This is a genomic window from Streptomyces sp. NPDC054786 (assembly GCF_053611685.1).
The window spans coordinates 86,320-102,731 of sequence record NZ_JBSHAW010000013.1 but is presented as its reverse complement, the minus strand read 5'-3'; the positions used below and the strand labels follow the sequence as shown (position 1 = coordinate 102,731).

Sequence of the window (16,412 nt, the reverse complement as noted above, 5' to 3'; positions counted from 1 at the left end):
AAACCTGTGGAAGATTGTCGCCGCCACGTACCGCCGGGTACAGTCACCGCTAATTCTCCTGCTGCCGAGGCGAAAGAGAAGTTGGTGAACGACCGTCACCCATCGGGGGCTCAGCCCCCGACCGGCTCCACTTCCGACGCCTCGTATGCGCATTATCCGGCCTACGACTCCTACGGGCAGCAGCAGCAATCCCCTTCGGGCAGCGCCGAATACGGCGACGGCGACCCCCTTTTCGGCTCGCTCCCCAGCTCGTACGAGACCGGTATGTACGAGACCGGTATGTACGACACCGGCACCTATGACACCGGGGTGTACGACACCGGTACGCACCACGCGGGCGCCTACGGCATGAGCGCGTACGGCACGGGCACCTTCCACACCGGTGCGTACGACACGGCTGCGTACGACACAGGCGCATACCCGGCGGCCGACGGCTACGACACCGGCAGCTACACCACCGGCGCCTACGACACCGGCACCTACGCCTCGGCACAGTGGGACACCGGCGCCTACCAGACCGGTGCGTACGACAGCGGCGCCTACGCCGCCACCGACCCGCACCCGGCCGCCGCGGGCTACGACCCCTATGCGCACACGTCGTACGAGACCCCGGCGCACGAGGCGACCGCGTACGCCTCTCCCGCGTACGAGACGGCGGCCGCCTACGAAGCCACGGCTTACGGGCACGGCGGGTACGACACCGGGAGCTACCCCACCGGCACGTACGACACCGGGAGTTATGCGACCGGCGCGTACGAGACCACCGGCGCCTTCGACACCGTCGGCCAGCAGGCCACCGCGCTCCAGGAGACCGGGAGCTTCGAGGCCACGGCGGTCTGGCCGACCACGGACCGGAACCTGATCGCCGGCATTCCGGCCCAGGCCGGCCCGCCCCCGACCGACACCGTCCACTGGGACACCAGCGCTTGGGGCGACACCCCGCACTTCGAGACCGGTCAGCCCGACGTCGGTCAGCTCGACACCGATCGGTTCGACGCCGACGGTTACGACGCCGATGTTTTCGAGGCAGGCCGGACCGGGACCGACGGCGGCTTCCCCGGCGAGGCTGATCTCTCCGACGGCGACGCCGACACCAGCGATGCCGCCGCCGTGGCGGACGCCATGACGCAGGCCATGCCGGTCACCGCCGCGGCTCCCGCCGGGCGTCGGGTCGTTGGCCCGGATGCCGGGAAGGCCGTCCGTGGCCGGGGCCGGAAACGGCCGGTAAAGCGGTCGGCACTGCTGACCGTGGCCGTCCCCTCGGTCGCCGCCATGGGCGTGTGCGCCGTGGCCGCCGCGTCCGTCACCGGATTCACCGGGGACGACAAGGGCGACGCGACCGCCCAGGCCGCGCCCGACCCGGGGGCCGTCAAACCGTCCGCGGCGAACAACAAGCTCGACACCCAGCTCGCCGGACTCAGCGCCAGCGCCGACGACTTCCGCGACCGGGCCAGCCGCACCCAGGAGCGGATCGACCTCAAGGAGCGCCAGGCGCTGGAGCGTGAGCGCAAGGCGAAGGAGGCGGCGCGCAAGGAGGCCATGCGCCCCAAGTTCGTGCTGCCGGTCACCCAGCACGGGCTGAGCGCCACCTTCGGCCAGGCCGGTGTGAACTGGATGTCCGTGCACACCGGCATCGACTTCCCGGTCAGCTACGGCACCCCGGTCAGGTCGGCCACCGACGGCACCATCCGCACCCAGTGGAACTCCGCCTACGGCAACATGGCGATCGTGACGGCGCCGGACGGCACCGAGACCTGGTACTGCCATCTGAGCAGCACCAAGATCCGGTCCGGGTCGGTCAAGGCCGGTGACCAGATCGCCTATTCGGGCAACTCCGGCAACTCCACGGGACCGCATCTGCACTTCGAGGTGCGCCCCGGCGGCGGCGCGGCGGTCGACCCGCAGCCGTGGCTGCGCGACCACGGCCTCAACCCGAACTGACCGCCGCCTCCCCGTCACAGCCCCCGGGGGACACCCCCGCGGGGGCTGCTCGGCCCCGTTACAGCTTCTCCACCGGCGCATACCGCAGCAGCAGCCGCTTCGGCTTCTCGCCGCCGAAGTCGATCGTCGCCTCGGCGTTGTCTCCGCCGCCCTTGACGCCGACGACCGTGCCGAGCCCGAAGGTGTCGTGGGTGACCCGGTCACCGATGGCCAGGGCGACCACCGGACGGTCCGCGGCGCGGCGGGTCGCAAAGCCGCTCGGGCCCTTGGCGCGCGACGACGACAGCATGGAGCCGAAGCCGCCGCCACCGCTGCCCGCCGACATACCGCCCATCGACGCGGACGGCGTCGCCGGGCCCGTGCGCTTCCAGTCCACGTAGTCGACCGGGATCTCCTCCAGGAACCGGGAGGGCGGGTTGTACGAGGGCTGGCCCCAGGCGCTGCGCATCGTCGAGCGGGTGACATAGAGCCGCTCGCGGGCGCGGGTGATGCCGACATAGGCCAGCCGCCGCTCCTCCTCCAGCTCCTTGGTCTGGCCGAGCGAGCGCATGTGCGGGAAGACGCCGTCCTCCAGGCCGGTCAGGAAGACCGTCGGGAATTCCAGGCCCTTGGCGGTGTGCAGCGTCATGAGCGTGATCACGCCGCTGCCGTCCTCGTCCTCGTCCGGAATCTGGTCGGAGTCGGCGACCAGCGCGACCTGCTCCAGGAAGTCGGAGAGCGTGCCGGGGCCCGGGGCATCAGCCCCCGATGTCGCAGCCTCACCACGGTCCTGCTCGAACTCCAGGGCCACGGCGGCGAGTTCCTGGAGGTTCTCGATCCGGGTCTCGTCCTGCGGGTCGGTGGAGGCCTGGAGTTCGGCGAGGTAGCCCGTACGCTCCAGAACCGCTTCCAGGATCGTGGCGGGGCCGGCACCGGACTCGACGATGGTGCGCAGCTCCTCCATGAGGACGTTGAACCGCTTGACGGCGTTGGCGGAGCGGGCCGCCATGCCGTACGCCTCCTCGACGCGGCGCAGCGCCTGCGGGAAGGTGATCTTCTCGCGCAGCGACAGGGCGTCGATCATCGCCTCGGCGCGGTCACCGATCCCGCGCTTGGGGACGTTCAGGATGCGGCGGAGCGGGACGGTGTCCTCGGGGTTGGCGAGCACCCGCAGATACGCGAGGACATCGCGGACCTCCTTGCGCTCGTAGAAGCGCACCCCGCCGACGACCTTGTAGGGCAGCCCGACCCGGATGAAGATCTCTTCGAAGACACGGGACTGGGCGTTGGTGCGGTAGAAGACGGCGACCTCGCCGGCCTTGGCGTCTCCGGCGTCCGTGAGCCGGTCGATCTCGTCGGCGACGAACTGCGCCTCATCGTGCTCGGTGTCGGCGACATAGCCGGTGATCTTGGGGCCGGCGCCGGCGTCCGTCCAGAGGTTCTTGGGGCGGCGGTTCTCGTTGCGCTCGATGACCGCGTTGGCGGCGGACAGGATCGTCTGCGAAGAGCGGTAGTTCTGCTCCAGCAGGATCGTCGTCGCGTCCGGATAGTCCTCCTCGAACTGGAGGATGTTGCGGATCGTGGCACCCCGGAAAGCGTAGATCGACTGGTCGGCGTCACCGACGACGCACAGCTCGGCGGCGGATTCGGCGGGGCCGACCAGCTCGCGGACGAGGGTGTACTGGGCGTGGTTGGTGTCCTGGTACTCGTCGACGAGGACATGGCGGAAGCGGCGGCGGTAGTGCTCGGCGACATCCGGGAAGGCCTGGAGCAGATTGACCGTCGTCATGATGATGTCGTCGAAGTCCAGGGCGTTGGCCTCGCGCAGCCGCGCCTGGTACATCGCGTACGCCTCGGCCAGGGTCTTCTCGAAACCTCCCCCAGACTCCGTCTGGGAGGCGCCCCCAGCCGCCGTCCCGGCGAAGGTCTCCTCGTCGATGAGCTCGTTCTTGAGGTTGGAGATCTTCGCGCTGAAGGACTTGGGCGGGTAGCGCTTGGGGTCCAGGTCCAGATCGCGGCAGACCAGGGCCATCAGGCGCTTGGAGTCGGCGGCGTCGTAGATCGAGAAGGAAGAGGTGAAGCCCAGCTTCTTGGACTCGCGGCGCAGGATGCGGACGCAGGCGCTGTGGAAGGTGGAGACCCACATGGCGTTGGCCCGCGGGCCGACGAGCTCCTCGACGCGCTCCCTCATCTCGCCGGCGGCCTTGTTCGTGAACGTGATCGCGAGGATCTGGCCGGGGTGGACATGGCGCTCGGCGAGCAGATGCGCGATGCGGTGGGTGAGCACCCGGGTCTTGCCGGAGCCGGCGCCGGCGACGATCAGCAGCGGGCCGCCGGTGTGCACCACGGCGGCCTTCTGCTCGTCGTTGAGCCCCTCCAGCAGCGTCGCCGGGTCGAGGGCGGGACGGGCGGCGCCGTCGCGGTAGTACGCCTCTCTGGGCGGGGGCGCGTCGAACTTCCCGCCGAAGAGGTCGGCGGGGATCTCCTCCGGGGCCGGACCGTGCTCGTCCTCGGGGGGCGGCGGGTGCTCCTCGCCCTTGTGGCCGAGGTCCGCCAGGAAACTGTCGTCAAAGAGGCTGCTCATCGCCCACCGAGTCTAGGCCGCCGCACTGACAGTCCGCCGCGGAGTAGCCCATTGTCGGCCGCTTGCGGGGCGAGGCGTGGCACCGCGGCAGGTCAGGTGGCCGGGACCGGCACAGATCGGTCGGCGGCTCGTCTACCCGAATCCGACATCTGCCACAACAACCCCGCATCGCGTTCAGGTCACGAAAAGGTTTCGGGCATATCGAACATCAGCCTTCACAGGAGCCACACGAGTTGGCTAACGTCCTCGCTCAGGCAGCCCGCCTCCCCGTGGACGACAGCGTCCGCACGGGCCGCCCACGCCGAGTCCGGCCCTGCCCTCAGGCACCCGGAGCCGGGGACCCACCAGCACCACCGGGGTGAATCGATCCGGACAGCCGTCGCCAGCGGACGTCCGGACCGTAGGGCAAGCCTTCCGTCAGCGACACCGCCCGAACCCGACAGCTAACCCGGTAGGCGGTCCACGGAAGGAGTCGCCGGCCTTGGCGTCGCATCGCAAGCCGCGCACCAGCATTCTCGCCTCACCCGGAGGCCGACGTACGGCCGTCGGGCTCACCACTGCCGCCCTCGCCTCGGCCACGCTGCTCTCGCAGTCCGCCGACGCGGCCCCCCGGGCGCCCAAGCCCACCGTCGAAGAGGTCAAGCAGAAGGTCGACGGCCTCTACCGCCAGGCCGAGGTGGCCACCCAGAAGTACAACGCCGCCAAGGAGCACGCCGACACACAGCGCCACACCGTGGACGGCCTGCTCGACGCCGCCGCCAAGCGTGCCGAGAAGATGAACGAGTCCCGGCGCCAGTTGGGCACCTTCGCCTCGGCGCAGTACCGCACCGGCGGCATGAACCCGACGGCGCAGCTGATGCTCGCCAAGGACCCGCAGCAGTTCGTCGACCGCAGCCACCTCATGGAGCGGCTGACCGGCCGGCAGAAGCAGGCCGTCACCGACTACCAGGAGCAGCAGGCGGCGGCCGCCCGGCAGCGCGCCGAGGCGACCCGCAGCCTGGAGCGGCTGCAGACGTCGCAGACATCCCTCAAGGAGTCCAAGCGGTCCGTGCAGCAAAAGCTGGCCGAGGCCCGGCAGCTGCTCTCCCGGCTGACCGCCCAGGAGAAGGCGCGGCTCGCGGAGCTGGAGCGCCGGAAGGAAGCGGCGGCCAAGCGCAAGGCCGAGGAGGAGGCGCGCAAGCAGCAGGAGCGCGAGCGCCGGCGCCAGCACGACGCCGGCGGCTCGGCCGGCGGACAGACCGGCGGCGGTGCGGACGACGGTGGCTCGACCGGCGGTTCCACCTCGGCCAAGGCCGACAAGGCGCTCGCCTTCGCCCGCTCCCAGATGGGCAAGCCGTACGTCTGGGGCGCGACCGGCCCCAGCTCCTACGACTGCTCGGGCCTGACGCAGGCCGCGTGGAAGGCCGCCGGTGTCAGTCTGCCGCGGACCACCTGGGACCAGGTCAAGGTCGGCCAGCGGATCGCCACCAAAGACCTCAAGCCCGGTGACCTGGTCTTCTTCTACGACGACATCAGCCACGTGGGCATGTACATAGGCGGCGGCAAGATGATCCACGCGCCGCACCCGGGCGCCAACGTCCGGGAAGAGTCCATCTACTACATGCCGATCTACGGGAGTGTCCGCCCGGGCTGAGACCCGGCCGCGCTCCCCCGGGCCACCCCCCACGGCCACCCCCCACACGCCACCGCGCGGCCGTCGCCTCCGGATTCGGAGTGCGATGACCGCGCGGTGTGCCGTGGAGGGGGCCTTCCCGGCCCACGGGGGGACCTTCTTCCGGCCCGTGGAGCCCTGTTCCCGGGCGGAACGCCGCTCCGCTCAGGTCCAGAGCACGGCGATGAAGATGTTCGCCACCGTCAGCGCACCGACCGCGCCGAAGAGCGGCTTGGCGACCGTCTCCTCGTCCCGCTTGACGTAGACCAGCGCCAGGATGACCACCAGAACGGCCATCTTGATGCCGATCTTGATGTTGTTGAGGCTGTGGCCCGCGGCCTGGTCGAGGCCGACCAGCACGATGCCGGTGACCAGCATCGTCAGCGCGCCGTGCAGCATCGCCGGGACAAACCGGGCGGTGCCCGCGCTCATCGCCTTCATCTGGGTCAGAAAGCCGCCCAGCAGGGAGGCGATGCCGATGATGTGCAGGCCGACGAAGAGATTGATTACTACGTCCATAGTGCTGGATCGTAGCCGCCGCATAGCACGGCCCTTCAGGCAGGGCGCCCACAATCGCCGCTTCGGTCAGGCCGGGCCCGGTCCCGGCCGTGCGGCCACGGCGCCGCGGTCACCCGCGCGCCGACCGCGGTCGAAAGCGAACAATCCCGGGCAAGCGCACCCGTCGCCGCAACACACGGGCTTAGCGTCCTCCTCCAGGCGGCCGACTCCCCGCCATCGCCGGCCTCCCACCGGCGTCCTGTCGGCCGCCCCGCCGAGAGGTGTGGCGGCGGTCCGTTCCCTCGTTACGGACCGCCGCCGGGCCCACGGCTCGAAGGGAAGGAAGTGACGGCCACCGTGGCCTCGCACCGCAAGCCCCGGCAGCATCCGCTCACCGCTCTCACCGGTGGCTCCCGCAGCGCACGCACCGCCCGTACGGCCGCCACCCTGGCGCTGGCCGGTGCCGCCACCGCCACCGGCTTCGACGGCACCGGCCAGGCCGCACCCCAGCCCACCCCCGCCCAGGTCAAGAACCGGGTCGACGCGCTGTACCAGGAGGCAGAGGTGGCCACGCAGAGCTACAACGGCGCGAAGGAAGCCGCCGACACCGCACGCGAGGAGCTGAGCAGGCTGCAGGACGAGGCCGCCCGCAGGACCGGGAAACTGAACGCCGCCCGCACCGAACTGGGCACCATGGCCGCGAGCCAGTACCGCTCCGGCGGCATCGACCCGACCGTACGGCTGTTGCTGTCCGCGGACCCGCAGCGCTATCTGGACGGCGCCGCGGTGCTGGAGCGTACGGGCAGCCACCAGGCGACCGCGGTGGCCGGGTACGCCCGCCGGCTCGGCAGCGTACGGCAGATTCAGCGGCGGGCCGAGGACACCGCGGAACGGCTGGCGGACACCGAGGCGGCGCTGAAGAAGCACCGGGTCACGATCGTCCACAAGCTGGGCGCCGCCGAGCAGTTGCTGAGCCGGCTGACCGCGGAACAGCGGCAGCGGATGGCGCGCCGCGGCGGCGCCGGCGAGAGCCGCGCGGACCGCGGGACCGGGCGCGGGGACGGCCTCCTCGGCGGGGTCCCCACCGGCTCGGCAGCCGCCGCGGCCGCGGCGCAGGCCCCCGACCCCCGTGCCGCGCGGGCCGTCGCTTTCGCCTACGGCGCCCTCGGCAGGCCGTACGTCTGGGGCGCGACCGGCCCCTCCGCGTACGACTGCTCGGGGCTGACACAGGCCGCCTGGAGGTCCGGCGGTGTGGCGCTGCCCCGTACGACGTACACCCAGATCAGCTCCGGGCCGCGTATCGACAGGTCCCAACTCGCCCCCGGTGACCTGGTGTTCTTCTACTCCGGCATCAGCCATGTGGGGCTCTACGTCGGGGACGGCAAGATGATCCATGCGCCGCATCCGGGGGCGCCCGTACGGATCGCGCCGATCGACCAGATGCCGTTCGCGGCGGCGACCCGGCCGGCGTAAGGGGCCGTTTGCGGGGGTGCCGCGCTCACGCCCTGAGCTTCATCCCCAGCCAATGGAAGATCTGCGGCACCTGGTGCTTCCACACCACCGTGGTGTGGCCGCCGGCGCCCGACGAGATCTGCTGCACGTCCACGGTCGTCGGGTACTTCGCGAGCTGTCGCAGACCGATGCCGGCCTGGTAGCCGTCGCCCGCCGCGCCCGACACATACAGGGCCGTACGCGGCGGCTTCCCGGCCGCGTTGGCGGACTGCAGGATGTGCATCGGGTTGGACTCGACGCGCAGCTTGGGGTCCTTGCCGGCCAGCGAGTCGCGTTCGAGCGCCGGGTCGTTGTAGCCGGACATCGCCACCGCGGCGCGGTAGCGGTCCGGGTGGGCCAGGGCGAGCTTGGCGGCGCAGTGCGCGCCCGCCGAATAGCCGGCCAGGGCCCAGGAGTCCGCCTTGCTCCCGGCCCGGAAGTTGTCGACGATCATCTTGCGGACATCGACGGTCAGCCAGCTGTCGGCGTTGACCTTCCCGGGGATGTTGACGCAGCCGGTGTCCGCGCCGGGGAGGATGTTGGTACGCGGTGCCACCAGGATGGCCGGCTTGACCTGGCCGCGCTGCATCAGCGGCTGGAGCTGCTCGGCCACGTGCAGCGAGCCCAGCCAGGACTTCGCCGAGCCCGGGTAGCCGGGCAGCAGCTCGACCACCGGGAACCTCTTGTTCCGGTAGGCCGGGTCGTTGTACTGCGGCGGCAGCCATACGTAGACCTCGCCCAGCACGCCCGAGATCCGGCCCTTGAGGTCGGTCATCTGCACGCCGGGGCCCACCCTGGGGTCGTCGGCCGGGCGGAACTGCTGGAGCTGCTTGGGCTCGTTCCTGATCTGCTGGCCGCCCATGCCGTCGGGGCCGAGGTCCCGGGCCGCCTCGACATGGCTGCCGGTGCCGAGCAGATCGTCCCAGGTGTCGTAGAGGTTGTTTGCGTTGTTGACCAGGACGAAGACCACGGTGATGGCCGTGACCTGGGCGAACAGCAGCATCAGCAGCCGGCCGAGGCCGCGCGCCAGGGGTGGCCCGGCTATTCGGCCCCACAGGGCGAGCGGCAGAACAAAGGCGACGATCAACAGCGTGACCGAGGTGAGGAAGAAGGGCGTGCCCGTCAGGCTCATCGGGATCTCGCTTCCAGGACAACTACGCGAAGGACGTGGGGGTGGTTCCGGCCCCGCCTTCGGCAGTGAGCCTCTCCGCGCCCTTAGATGGTGATCCGCGTGGTCCTGGTTGCCCGTCTTTGGCCGTTCTTTACGACCCGCCCTCCGGCGGCCCCGCTATCCGGCCCCCGAGCGGGTTGTGCAGGTCAGACCAGCCGCCGGGCCGTGGCCCAGCGGGTGAGCTCATGGCGGTTGGAGAGCTGGAGCTTGCGCAGCACCGCGGAGACATGGGATTCGACGGTCTTCACGGAGATGAACAGCTGCTTGGCGATCTCCTTGTACGCATAGCCGCGGGCGATCAGCCGCAGGACCTCGCGCTCGCGCTGGGTGAGGCGGTCCAGGTCCTCGTCGACCGGCGGGGCGTCCGTCGAGGCGAAGGCGTCCAGGACGAAGCCGGCCAGCCGCGGGGAGAACACCGCATCGCCGTCGGCGACCCGGAAGATCGCGTTGACCAGGTCCGTGCCGGTGATCGTCTTGGTGACATAGCCGCGGGCGCCGCCGCGGATGACGCCGATGACGTCCTCGGCCGCGTCGGAGACGGAGAGCGCCAGGAAGCGGACCGGGCGCTCCGCGTCGGCCATCATCGCGGCGCTACGGCGCAGCACCTCGACACCGCCGCCCCCGGGCAGATGGACGTCCAGCAGGACGACCTCGGGGCGGGTGGCCGTGATGACCGTGATCGCCTGGTCGACGTCGGCCGCCTCGCCGACCACCTCGACGCCGGTGCGCGCGGTCTCCCCGATCTCGGCCTGGACGCCCGTACGGAACATCCGGTGGTCGTCGACCAGCACGACCCGTACGGTCCGGCCCTCGGCCGTCCCGCCGCCGGTCTCGCCCTGCTGTGCGCCCTCGCTGCTCATCTCTTCCGCCCGTCCCTCGATGTCTGCCCGGTCATCATCCCGTGCTCCGGCCCGCGGTGTCGCCACCGGCTGCCGCTCGCCCGGCCCGGTCATGTGCCGTGCTCCGCCGCCGGGCGTTCCATTTCCAGCTCGACGACCGTGCCGCCCTCGGGGGCGGAACGCAGCCGGGCCGTGCCGCCGTTGCGCTCCATACGGCCGATGATGGATTCCCGTACGCCCATCCGGTCCTCGGGGACCGCGTCCAGGTCGAATCCGGGGCCGCGGTCGCGCACCGAGACAAAGACCGTGCGTCCCTCGACCTCGGCGAACACCTGCACCGCGCCGCCCTCGCCACCGTACTTGGCGGCATTGACCATCGCCTCGCGTGCGGCCTGCATCTGGGCGCCCAGCGCCTCGTCCAGCGGGCAGTCGCCGACGATCACGACTTCGATGGGGACGCCGTGGTCGTCCTCCACCTCGGCGGCGGACGTGCGGACCGCCTCCGCCAGGGTGGCCGGTTCCTCGTCCTCCTCCTTGCCGCGGCCCTCGGGTTTGTAGAGCCACGCGCGCAGCTCCCGCTCCTGGGCGCGGGCCAGCCGCGCCACCTCCCGGGGATCCTCGGCGTTGCGCTGGATCAGGGTGAGGGTGTGCAGCACGGAGTCATGGACGTGGGCGGCCACTTCGGCGCGTTCCTGGGCGCGGATGCGCATCAACCGCTCCTCGGAGAGGTCCTGGGTGATCCGCACGAGATAGGGGCCCGCCAGCAGCGCGATACCGACGACGACGGCGAGCGAGGCCTGCAGCACCGCGCCGAGATGGCGCACCGACCCCTGCAGCACGACGATGCCGGTCACCCCGACGCCGACCAGCAGCACACCGGCCGCGCCGCGCAACACCGGCAGCACGCCCTTGCGGCGGCCGAGCTCAAGCCATTGCGCACGGCGGGAGTTGTCCGCCTGGCGCCACACCAGGGCGACGCCGGCGCCGATCAACAACACCGGCCAGACATAGCCCTTGGCCTGACCCAGCTGAAATCTGGAGGCGACGATCGCGGCGCCGACGAGCAGCGCGATCAGCGCGAAGACCTGGCCCTTGTCGGGCTTGTGCCGCCGCAGCCGCAGTTTCCCGCCGGCCGTGGCGGGCTGCCGGTGGTCCACGCCGCCGACGCCCAGCGGGACGAAGAACCAGAACGCGGCATACAGCAGGGCGCCCATGCCGTCGGCCAGGAACAGGGCCACGAACACGATCCGCACCCAGGAGACCGGCAGCCCGAGATGCCCCGCCAGACCGCGCGCGACACCGCCGAGCAACCGCCCGTCGGCGCTGCGGTACAGCTTGCGCACGGGTGGCTCATCAGGGTCCGGCGCCGGGGCGTAGCTCGTCTCGGCGCGGGGCGGAGCGGTGGTCATGTCCCCGATCGTCACACGGCGCCGGGGCCCGGGGCATCAGGGTCGACCCTGAACCCGCCCCTGACGTTTCCGGGGTTCGGCCCGGGACGGGGCCGTCGGCGACCGGTCCGGCCGGCCCGTGGCGGCCTGCTCCGGTCCGCTGGCTCCGCCCGCCGCCTCAGCCCTTCGGGTCGGTCCTGCGGAAGCCGTCCTTCACCACCGAGAAGACCTTTTCGAACTTCGCCCAGTTCGCTTGCGGCGCGGACACGTAGATCGCGTACTCCTTGGCGCCCTCCCGGCCGAACCCGAGATCTATCCCCCGAAACGTACGGGCCCGGCCCCCGAAGGTGAACTCCCAGATCGCGGCGGGATCGTGCTGGTAGGTCGTCTTCTGCATACGCAGCTGTGAGTAGATGGGGTACAGCTTCTTGAAGGCCACCTCGACGTCCTTGAAGTGCTGGACCTGGTCCCCCGAGGAGAAGTCCAGAACGCTGAGGGTGAGCTGCGCGCGCTCGGCATTCGAGGAGTAGACGATCTGCCGGCCGCCGTCCCTGACTTCCCGCCTCCAGCCGTCGGGCACCGGAAAGCTGACGCCGACCCCGGACTCCGTGACCTTGCGGTAGCCGTCGGGGAGGGCCGGCGGGGGCCCGATGTCGTTGTCCGGGACGCTGGGAACTCCCGGTACGCCCTTGTCGGAGGCGTTGGGGGACGCACCCGAGTCGCCATGGTGCATCAGGTACCAGGCCGCGCCCGCACCGCCGCCGGCGAACAGCACCCCGACGGCGCTCCAGACCACGACCCGGGCGGCACGCCGCTTACGGGGCTTGCCGCCGGACGGCGCTCCCGTACGGTCCACGGCGGTCCGCCCGCCGCCGGCCCCGTCCGGGAGGGCCACCGGGCCGGTCAGGGCCTCGCCGCCGGTACCCGTACCCGGCCCCGTGCCCGTAGGCGCCCCGGTGCCGGTGCCGGTGCCGGTCCCAGTGCCGGTGCCGGTGCCCGTCCCGGTGTGGCCCGACATGGTTCCCGTCGCGCCCGTATGAGGCACCGGACGGGTGGGAGCCTCCGTCTGCTCGTTCAGCTCGGCCGACTCCGGGGCACCACGTCCGACCGTGCCCAGTGCCAGCGTCGGCCAGCCGAGCAGCGCCGTTTCCGCGTCGGCCTCGGCGGACCGCAGCGCCTGCTCGACGACCTCGGCCGTCGGGCGGTCGCCCGGCTCCTTGGCGAGCAGCGCCTCGATCAGCGGGCCCAGCGCCCCGGCGTTGCGCGGCGCCTCCAGCGGGTCCATGGCGATCGCATACGCCGTCTCGACCGCGGTGTCCTTCCGGAACGGGGGCCGTCCTTCGACCGCTTGATAGAGCGTCGCGCCCAGCGCCCACAGGTCGGAGGCGGGACCCGGGCTGCCGCTCCTGACCCGCTCGGGGGCCAAGTAGTCGATGGAGCCCACCAGCTCGCCCGTCTTGGTGAGCGTGGAGGTTCCGCTGGCGACCGCGATGCCGAAGTCGGTGAGCACGACCCGGCCGTCCTCACCGAGCAGCACATTGCCCGGCTTGACGTCACGGTGCAGCACACCGGCCGAGTGAGCGGCCCGCAGCGCCGCCACCATGCCGCGTCCGATACGGGCGGCCTCGCGCGGCGTGACCGAACTGTCCTGCCGCGCGGCTTCCTTGATGAGATCGCCGAGCGTCGTCGAGCGGACGTACTCCATGACGATGCACGGCATGCCGGCGTCGTCCACGACGTCGTGCACCCCCACCACATTGGGGTGGTTGATGCGCGCCGCGGCCTGCGCCTCGCGGGTGGTGCGCTCATGGCGCCTCGCCAGTTCGTCCGCATCGAGATACGGCGCCACATGCAGACGCTTCACCGCGACCTGACGCCCAAGGACTTCGTCCCGGGACCGCCAGACGGTTCCCATGCCGCCCTGGCCTATCCGCTCAACCAGGCGATACCGCCCGGCGACCAGTCGCCCCTCGTCCACCGACGCCGCCTCCGTCACCGCACGCCCCTCCGGAAACCCGTACGTATCCAGGGCGCAACGATAGTCGCCCTCGCCGGTGGAAAGCCCTCCGGCCACCGCCCGTCCGCGCCCGTGTTCCGGCCAGGGCCCCAGCGGGGGGGCATATGCGAAGGCACGAGGGGTTTCGGGACCCCCCTGGGGCATATCGGGTTGGCCATCAGGGAATCTCAGGGGTCTGCCAGGGTTTCCACGGATGCCGGGACTCCGCTGCCCACGTCACCATGGGTCCATGAACGATGCAGCCCCCGTCGAGGAGTCGGCGCCCTCCGACCCCGCCGGCCCCACCCCGCCGCACGCCCCGCTGCGCCGCAGCCGGCGGCACAAGGTGATCGGCGGAGTGTGCGGCGGGCTGGGCCGCCAGTGGGATCTCGACCCGGTGATCTTCCGGATCGTGCTCGCCGTGCTCTCCGTCGGCGGCGTCGGCCTCATCGTCTACGGCTTCGCCTGGCTGCTCATCCCCCTCCACGGCGAGGACGAGAACGAGGGCCGCCGGCTGCTCTCCGGCCGTGTCGAGGGCTCCGCGCTGACGGCCCTGCTCTTCGCGCTGGTCGGCTGCGGACTGTTCCTGACGACCCTCGCCAAGGGCAGCATGATGTCCTTCGCCATCATGCTGACGCTGGCGGCGGCCGGTTCCGCCTACTGGTCGCGGCGGCGCCGGGAGGTCGAGACCAGGGGCCCGGAGTCGGTGGACGCCGCCACCGCCCAGGCCGTCGCCGACGCCCCACCCGAGACCAAGGCCCCTCCGGTGCCGACCAGCCCCTCCTGGTGGCGCAACCAGCGCTCCAGGGAGGCGGGCGGCCCCGGCTATCTCTGGGGGCCCGAGAACACCCCGCTCCCGCTGGACATCGCCTACCGCTACGAGCACGGCGCAGGCGCGGCGGCCGCTGACCGGCCCCGCTCGTCCGACGCGGGCGGCCCGCCCGGCCCGCCTCCGCACGGCGCACCTCCCGCCCGCGCCCCGCGCGCAACCCGCCGCATCGGCCGCCCGATCGGCGGCCGGACGTTCCTGCTCGCGCTGCTCGCCGGCGGCACCACCGCCCACGCGGTCTTCCGCCAGGACGGCTTCGCACCCTCCCTCCAGGCAGGGCTGGCTTGTGCGCTGGCCGTCTTCGGCCTGGGGCTCGTACTCAGCGCCTGGTTCGGGCGGACGGGCGGCGGCACGGTCTTCATGGTGGTGCTGACGGCGCTGCTGCTGGCGGCCGCGACCGCCCTGCCCGACAACATCACCACCGACTGGCAGAAGCACACCTGGACCCCCACCACCCTCGGCGCCGTCCGTCCGCATTACGAGATCGGTTCGGGAGAAGGGTCATTGGACCTCGGCGACCTGCCCGTCAAGGGCGGCCGTACCGTCCACACCAGCGCGGAAGTGGGCTTCGGCCGCCTCCAGGTGACGCTGCCGCAAGGCGTCACCACCCGCCTCCATATCTCCCTCGGCCTCGGCGACATCCAGCTGCCCGGGGAATCGCCGCACGACGTGGACCTCTCGGCAGGAGGCGACCAGCGGACCATCACGCTGCCGGCCGACGGCCTCAAGAGGGGCGAGAAGCCGCGCGGCTCGCTGGATCTGGACCTCGAACTCGGCGCGGGACAGATCGTCATCCAGCGCGCGACACCGGCCTCCGCCCCGTCGATACCCGCCCCGGCGCCGCCCGCACCGCCGACCGCCCCCACCCCCGAGGGAGCCCCCCAGTGAAGCGCCATCGCTTCGAACCGGCCCGCCTGATCGCGGGCCTCACCGCCCTGACCGTCGGCACGGGCTACGGTCTCGACGCCCTCGGCCGCTGGGAGGCCCCCGGCCTCTGGCTCTTCCTCGCCCTCCCCGCCGGCCTGTTCCTCTCGGGCCTCACCGCCGCCTTCCGTGCCACGGCCCGCCGCGACACACCGCACACCGAGGCGCCACCCCTGCCGCACCCCTGACCGGCCCGGCCTCACGTGACCGGCCCGGCCTCGCGCCGCCGCGGAAGGACCGAGCGGCCGCGCCGCATCGGACGAGCCGTCCGAGCCGCACCGCGCTGTCCGATCCGCCCGAGCCGCACCGCGTCGTCCGGCCGCACCGATCCGACCGAGCGGCACCGCGTCGTCCGAGCCGCAGGGCGCCGTCCTCACCTCATAGGCCCTCCGGATGCCGAGCTGCACGGCAAAGCGGCCCCGCCCGCGGACCGAGTGTCCGTGGGCGAGACAACAACGCGGCGAGGGGCCGTGCCAGGCGTCGCGGGCCCGCGCTGATCCGCAAGAGACGCCCTAGCCGAACAGCTGCGTCCCATGCCGCTTGCGGCGGTTCGCCAGGGCGGCATCCAGGGAGTACCTCGGTGTGCCGGCCAGTACGAGCGGGACCCAGGCCATCAGATAGGCGAGGTCGTTGCCGTAGTAGTACGGCGTGGTCGCCCAGCTCACGGTGAGCCACAGCGTCAGCGCGATCAGCGCCCCGCCCAGGGCCGCCAGCCGCCCCAGCAGCCCCACGAGGGTCCCGAGGCCCACCGCCAGTTCGCCGGCCGCGATGGCATAGCCGAAGCCCACCGGGCTCTTCTGTGCGAGGTCCACGAGCTGCGGCAGCGCCGCCACGTCATGGACCTGGCGCAGCATTTCACCGAGCGACCCCGCGCCACTGGTCGCCAGGAACGCCGGATCCGTCAGCTTGTCGATGCCCGCGTAGAGGAAGGTCGCCCCCAGGAACAGCCGCAACGGGAGCAGCGCATTGCGCGCCAGCTGCCCCCGCAACCCGACGCCGGAGCCCTCAACGGCCACCCCTCCCAATTCGGCACCGATCGTACGATTCGCGTGAACCATGACGTCCGCCTCTCCATTGCCTCCGGGCGCAGACGATTGTGCCCCCGCCCGCGCCTCGTGGGG

Annotated in this window: 12 protein-coding genes and 1 riboswitch; of the genes, 5 read left to right on the top strand and 7 right to left on the bottom strand. The window is 71.7% G+C overall.

What is annotated here, in order from left to right:
• Positions 1-84: 84 nt before the first annotated feature.
• Positions 85-1,941 (top strand): peptidoglycan DD-metalloendopeptidase family protein, encoded by a 1,857-nt coding sequence (locus ACWGI6_RS13490; RefSeq protein ID WP_453267627.1) that lies wholly within the window; start codon positions 85-87, stop codon positions 1,939-1,941.
• Positions 1,942-1,999: 58 nt separating this feature from the next.
• Here ACWGI6_RS13490 and pcrA read toward each other — a convergent pair whose 3' ends face one another.
• Positions 2,000-4,504 (bottom strand): DNA helicase PcrA, encoded by a 2,505-nt coding sequence (gene pcrA, locus ACWGI6_RS13485; protein ID WP_453267626.1) that lies wholly within the window; start codon positions 4,502-4,504, stop codon positions 2,000-2,002.
• 289 nt (positions 4,505-4,793) lie between these two features.
• Positions 4,794-4,977, top strand: a riboswitch (cyclic di-AMP (ydaO/yuaA leader).
• A gap of 8 nt (positions 4,978-4,985) precedes the next feature.
• On the opposite strand from pcrA, the gene ACWGI6_RS13480 reads away from it, so the two are divergent.
• Positions 4,986-6,137, top strand: coding sequence for an NlpC/P60 family protein (locus tag ACWGI6_RS13480; RefSeq protein WP_453267625.1), 1,152 nt, complete (start codon positions 4,986-4,988; stop codon positions 6,135-6,137).
• A gap of 183 nt (positions 6,138-6,320) precedes the next feature.
• Here the strand turns inward: ACWGI6_RS13480 and ACWGI6_RS13475 are convergent, their stop codons facing one another.
• Positions 6,321-6,674: a hypothetical protein gene (locus ACWGI6_RS13475; RefSeq protein WP_393906553.1), complete on the bottom strand. Its 354-nt coding sequence runs from the start codon at positions 6,672-6,674 to the stop codon at positions 6,321-6,323.
• A 324-nt stretch (positions 6,675-6,998) separates the two neighbouring features.
• Here ACWGI6_RS13475 and ACWGI6_RS13470 point away from each other — a divergent pair, with 324 nt between their 5' ends.
• Positions 6,999-8,126, top strand: coding sequence for an NlpC/P60 family protein (locus tag ACWGI6_RS13470; protein ID WP_453267624.1), 1,128 nt, complete (start codon positions 6,999-7,001; stop codon positions 8,124-8,126).
• A gap of 25 nt (positions 8,127-8,151) precedes the next feature.
• Here ACWGI6_RS13470 and ACWGI6_RS13465 read toward each other — a convergent pair whose 3' ends face one another.
• The 4 genes from ACWGI6_RS13465 to ACWGI6_RS13450 all read right to left on the bottom strand — a co-directional run bounded on the left by ACWGI6_RS13465 (position 8,152) and on the right by ACWGI6_RS13450 (position 13,457).
• The gene (locus tag ACWGI6_RS13465; protein ID WP_453267623.1) at positions 8,152-9,276 is read right to left on the bottom strand and encodes an alpha/beta hydrolase; all 1,125 of its coding nucleotides are present in this window, start codon (positions 9,274-9,276) and stop codon (positions 8,152-8,154) included.
• Positions 9,277-9,461: 185 nt separating this feature from the next.
• The gene (locus ACWGI6_RS13460) at positions 9,462-10,175 is read right to left on the bottom strand and encodes a LuxR C-terminal-related transcriptional regulator (protein ID WP_453267622.1); all 714 of its coding nucleotides are present in this window, start codon (positions 10,173-10,175) and stop codon (positions 9,462-9,464) included.
• An 89-nt stretch (positions 10,176-10,264) separates the two neighbouring features.
• Positions 10,265-11,563: a PspC domain-containing protein gene (locus tag ACWGI6_RS13455; RefSeq protein WP_453267621.1), complete on the bottom strand. Its 1,299-nt coding sequence runs from the start codon at positions 11,561-11,563 to the stop codon at positions 10,265-10,267.
• Between the two features lie 157 nt (positions 11,564-11,720).
• Complete coding sequence (locus tag ACWGI6_RS13450; RefSeq protein WP_453267682.1) at positions 11,721-13,457, bottom strand: serine/threonine-protein kinase; 1,737 nt, start codon at positions 13,455-13,457, stop codon at positions 11,721-11,723.
• A gap of 331 nt (positions 13,458-13,788) precedes the next feature.
• Between ACWGI6_RS13450 and ACWGI6_RS13445 the strand changes: the two genes are divergently transcribed.
• Together ACWGI6_RS13445 and ACWGI6_RS13440 are read left to right on the top strand one after the other, a co-directional pair.
• Positions 13,789-15,255, top strand: coding sequence for a PspC domain-containing protein (locus ACWGI6_RS13445; RefSeq protein WP_453267620.1), 1,467 nt, complete (start codon positions 13,789-13,791; stop codon positions 15,253-15,255).
• Positions 15,252-15,479, top strand: a complete 228-nt coding sequence (locus tag ACWGI6_RS13440) for a hypothetical protein (protein ID WP_453267619.1) — start codon at positions 15,252-15,254, stop codon at positions 15,477-15,479. The genes ACWGI6_RS13445 and ACWGI6_RS13440 overlap by 4 nt, the downstream gene beginning before the upstream one ends.
• A 324-nt stretch (positions 15,480-15,803) precedes the next feature.
• On the opposite strand, the gene ACWGI6_RS13435 is transcribed toward ACWGI6_RS13440, so the two are convergent.
• Positions 15,804-16,349 (bottom strand): TQO small subunit DoxD, encoded by a 546-nt coding sequence (locus ACWGI6_RS13435; RefSeq protein WP_453267618.1) that lies wholly within the window; start codon positions 16,347-16,349, stop codon positions 15,804-15,806.
• Between the last annotated feature and the right edge of the window lie 63 nt (positions 16,350-16,412).

Coding starts and splice junctions, on each gene's coding strand:
- pcrA (WP_453267626.1), bottom strand. CDS start 4,504: ATGAGCAGCCTCTTTGACGACAGTTTCCTGGCGGACCTCGGCCACAAG.
- ACWGI6_RS13475 (WP_393906553.1), bottom strand. CDS start 6,674: ATGGACGTAGTAATCAATCTCTTCGTCGGCCTGCACATCATCGGCATC.
- ACWGI6_RS13465 (WP_453267623.1), bottom strand. CDS start 9,276: ATGAGCCTGACGGGCACGCCCTTCTTCCTCACCTCGGTCACGCTGTTG.
- ACWGI6_RS13460 (WP_453267622.1), bottom strand. CDS start 10,175: ATGAGCAGCGAGGGCGCACAGCAGGGCGAGACCGGCGGCGGGACGGCC.
- ACWGI6_RS13455 (WP_453267621.1), bottom strand. CDS start 11,563: ATGACCACCGCTCCGCCCCGCGCCGAGACGAGCTACGCCCCGGCGCCG.
- ACWGI6_RS13450 (WP_453267682.1), bottom strand. CDS start 13,457: ATGGGAACCGTCTGGCGGTCCCGGGACGAAGTCCTTGGGCGTCAGGTC.
- ACWGI6_RS13445 (WP_453267620.1), top strand. CDS start 13,789: ATGAACGATGCAGCCCCCGTCGAGGAGTCGGCGCCCTCCGACCCCGCC.
- ACWGI6_RS13435 (WP_453267618.1), bottom strand. CDS start 16,349: ATGGTTCACGCGAATCGTACGATCGGTGCCGAATTGGGAGGGGTGGCC.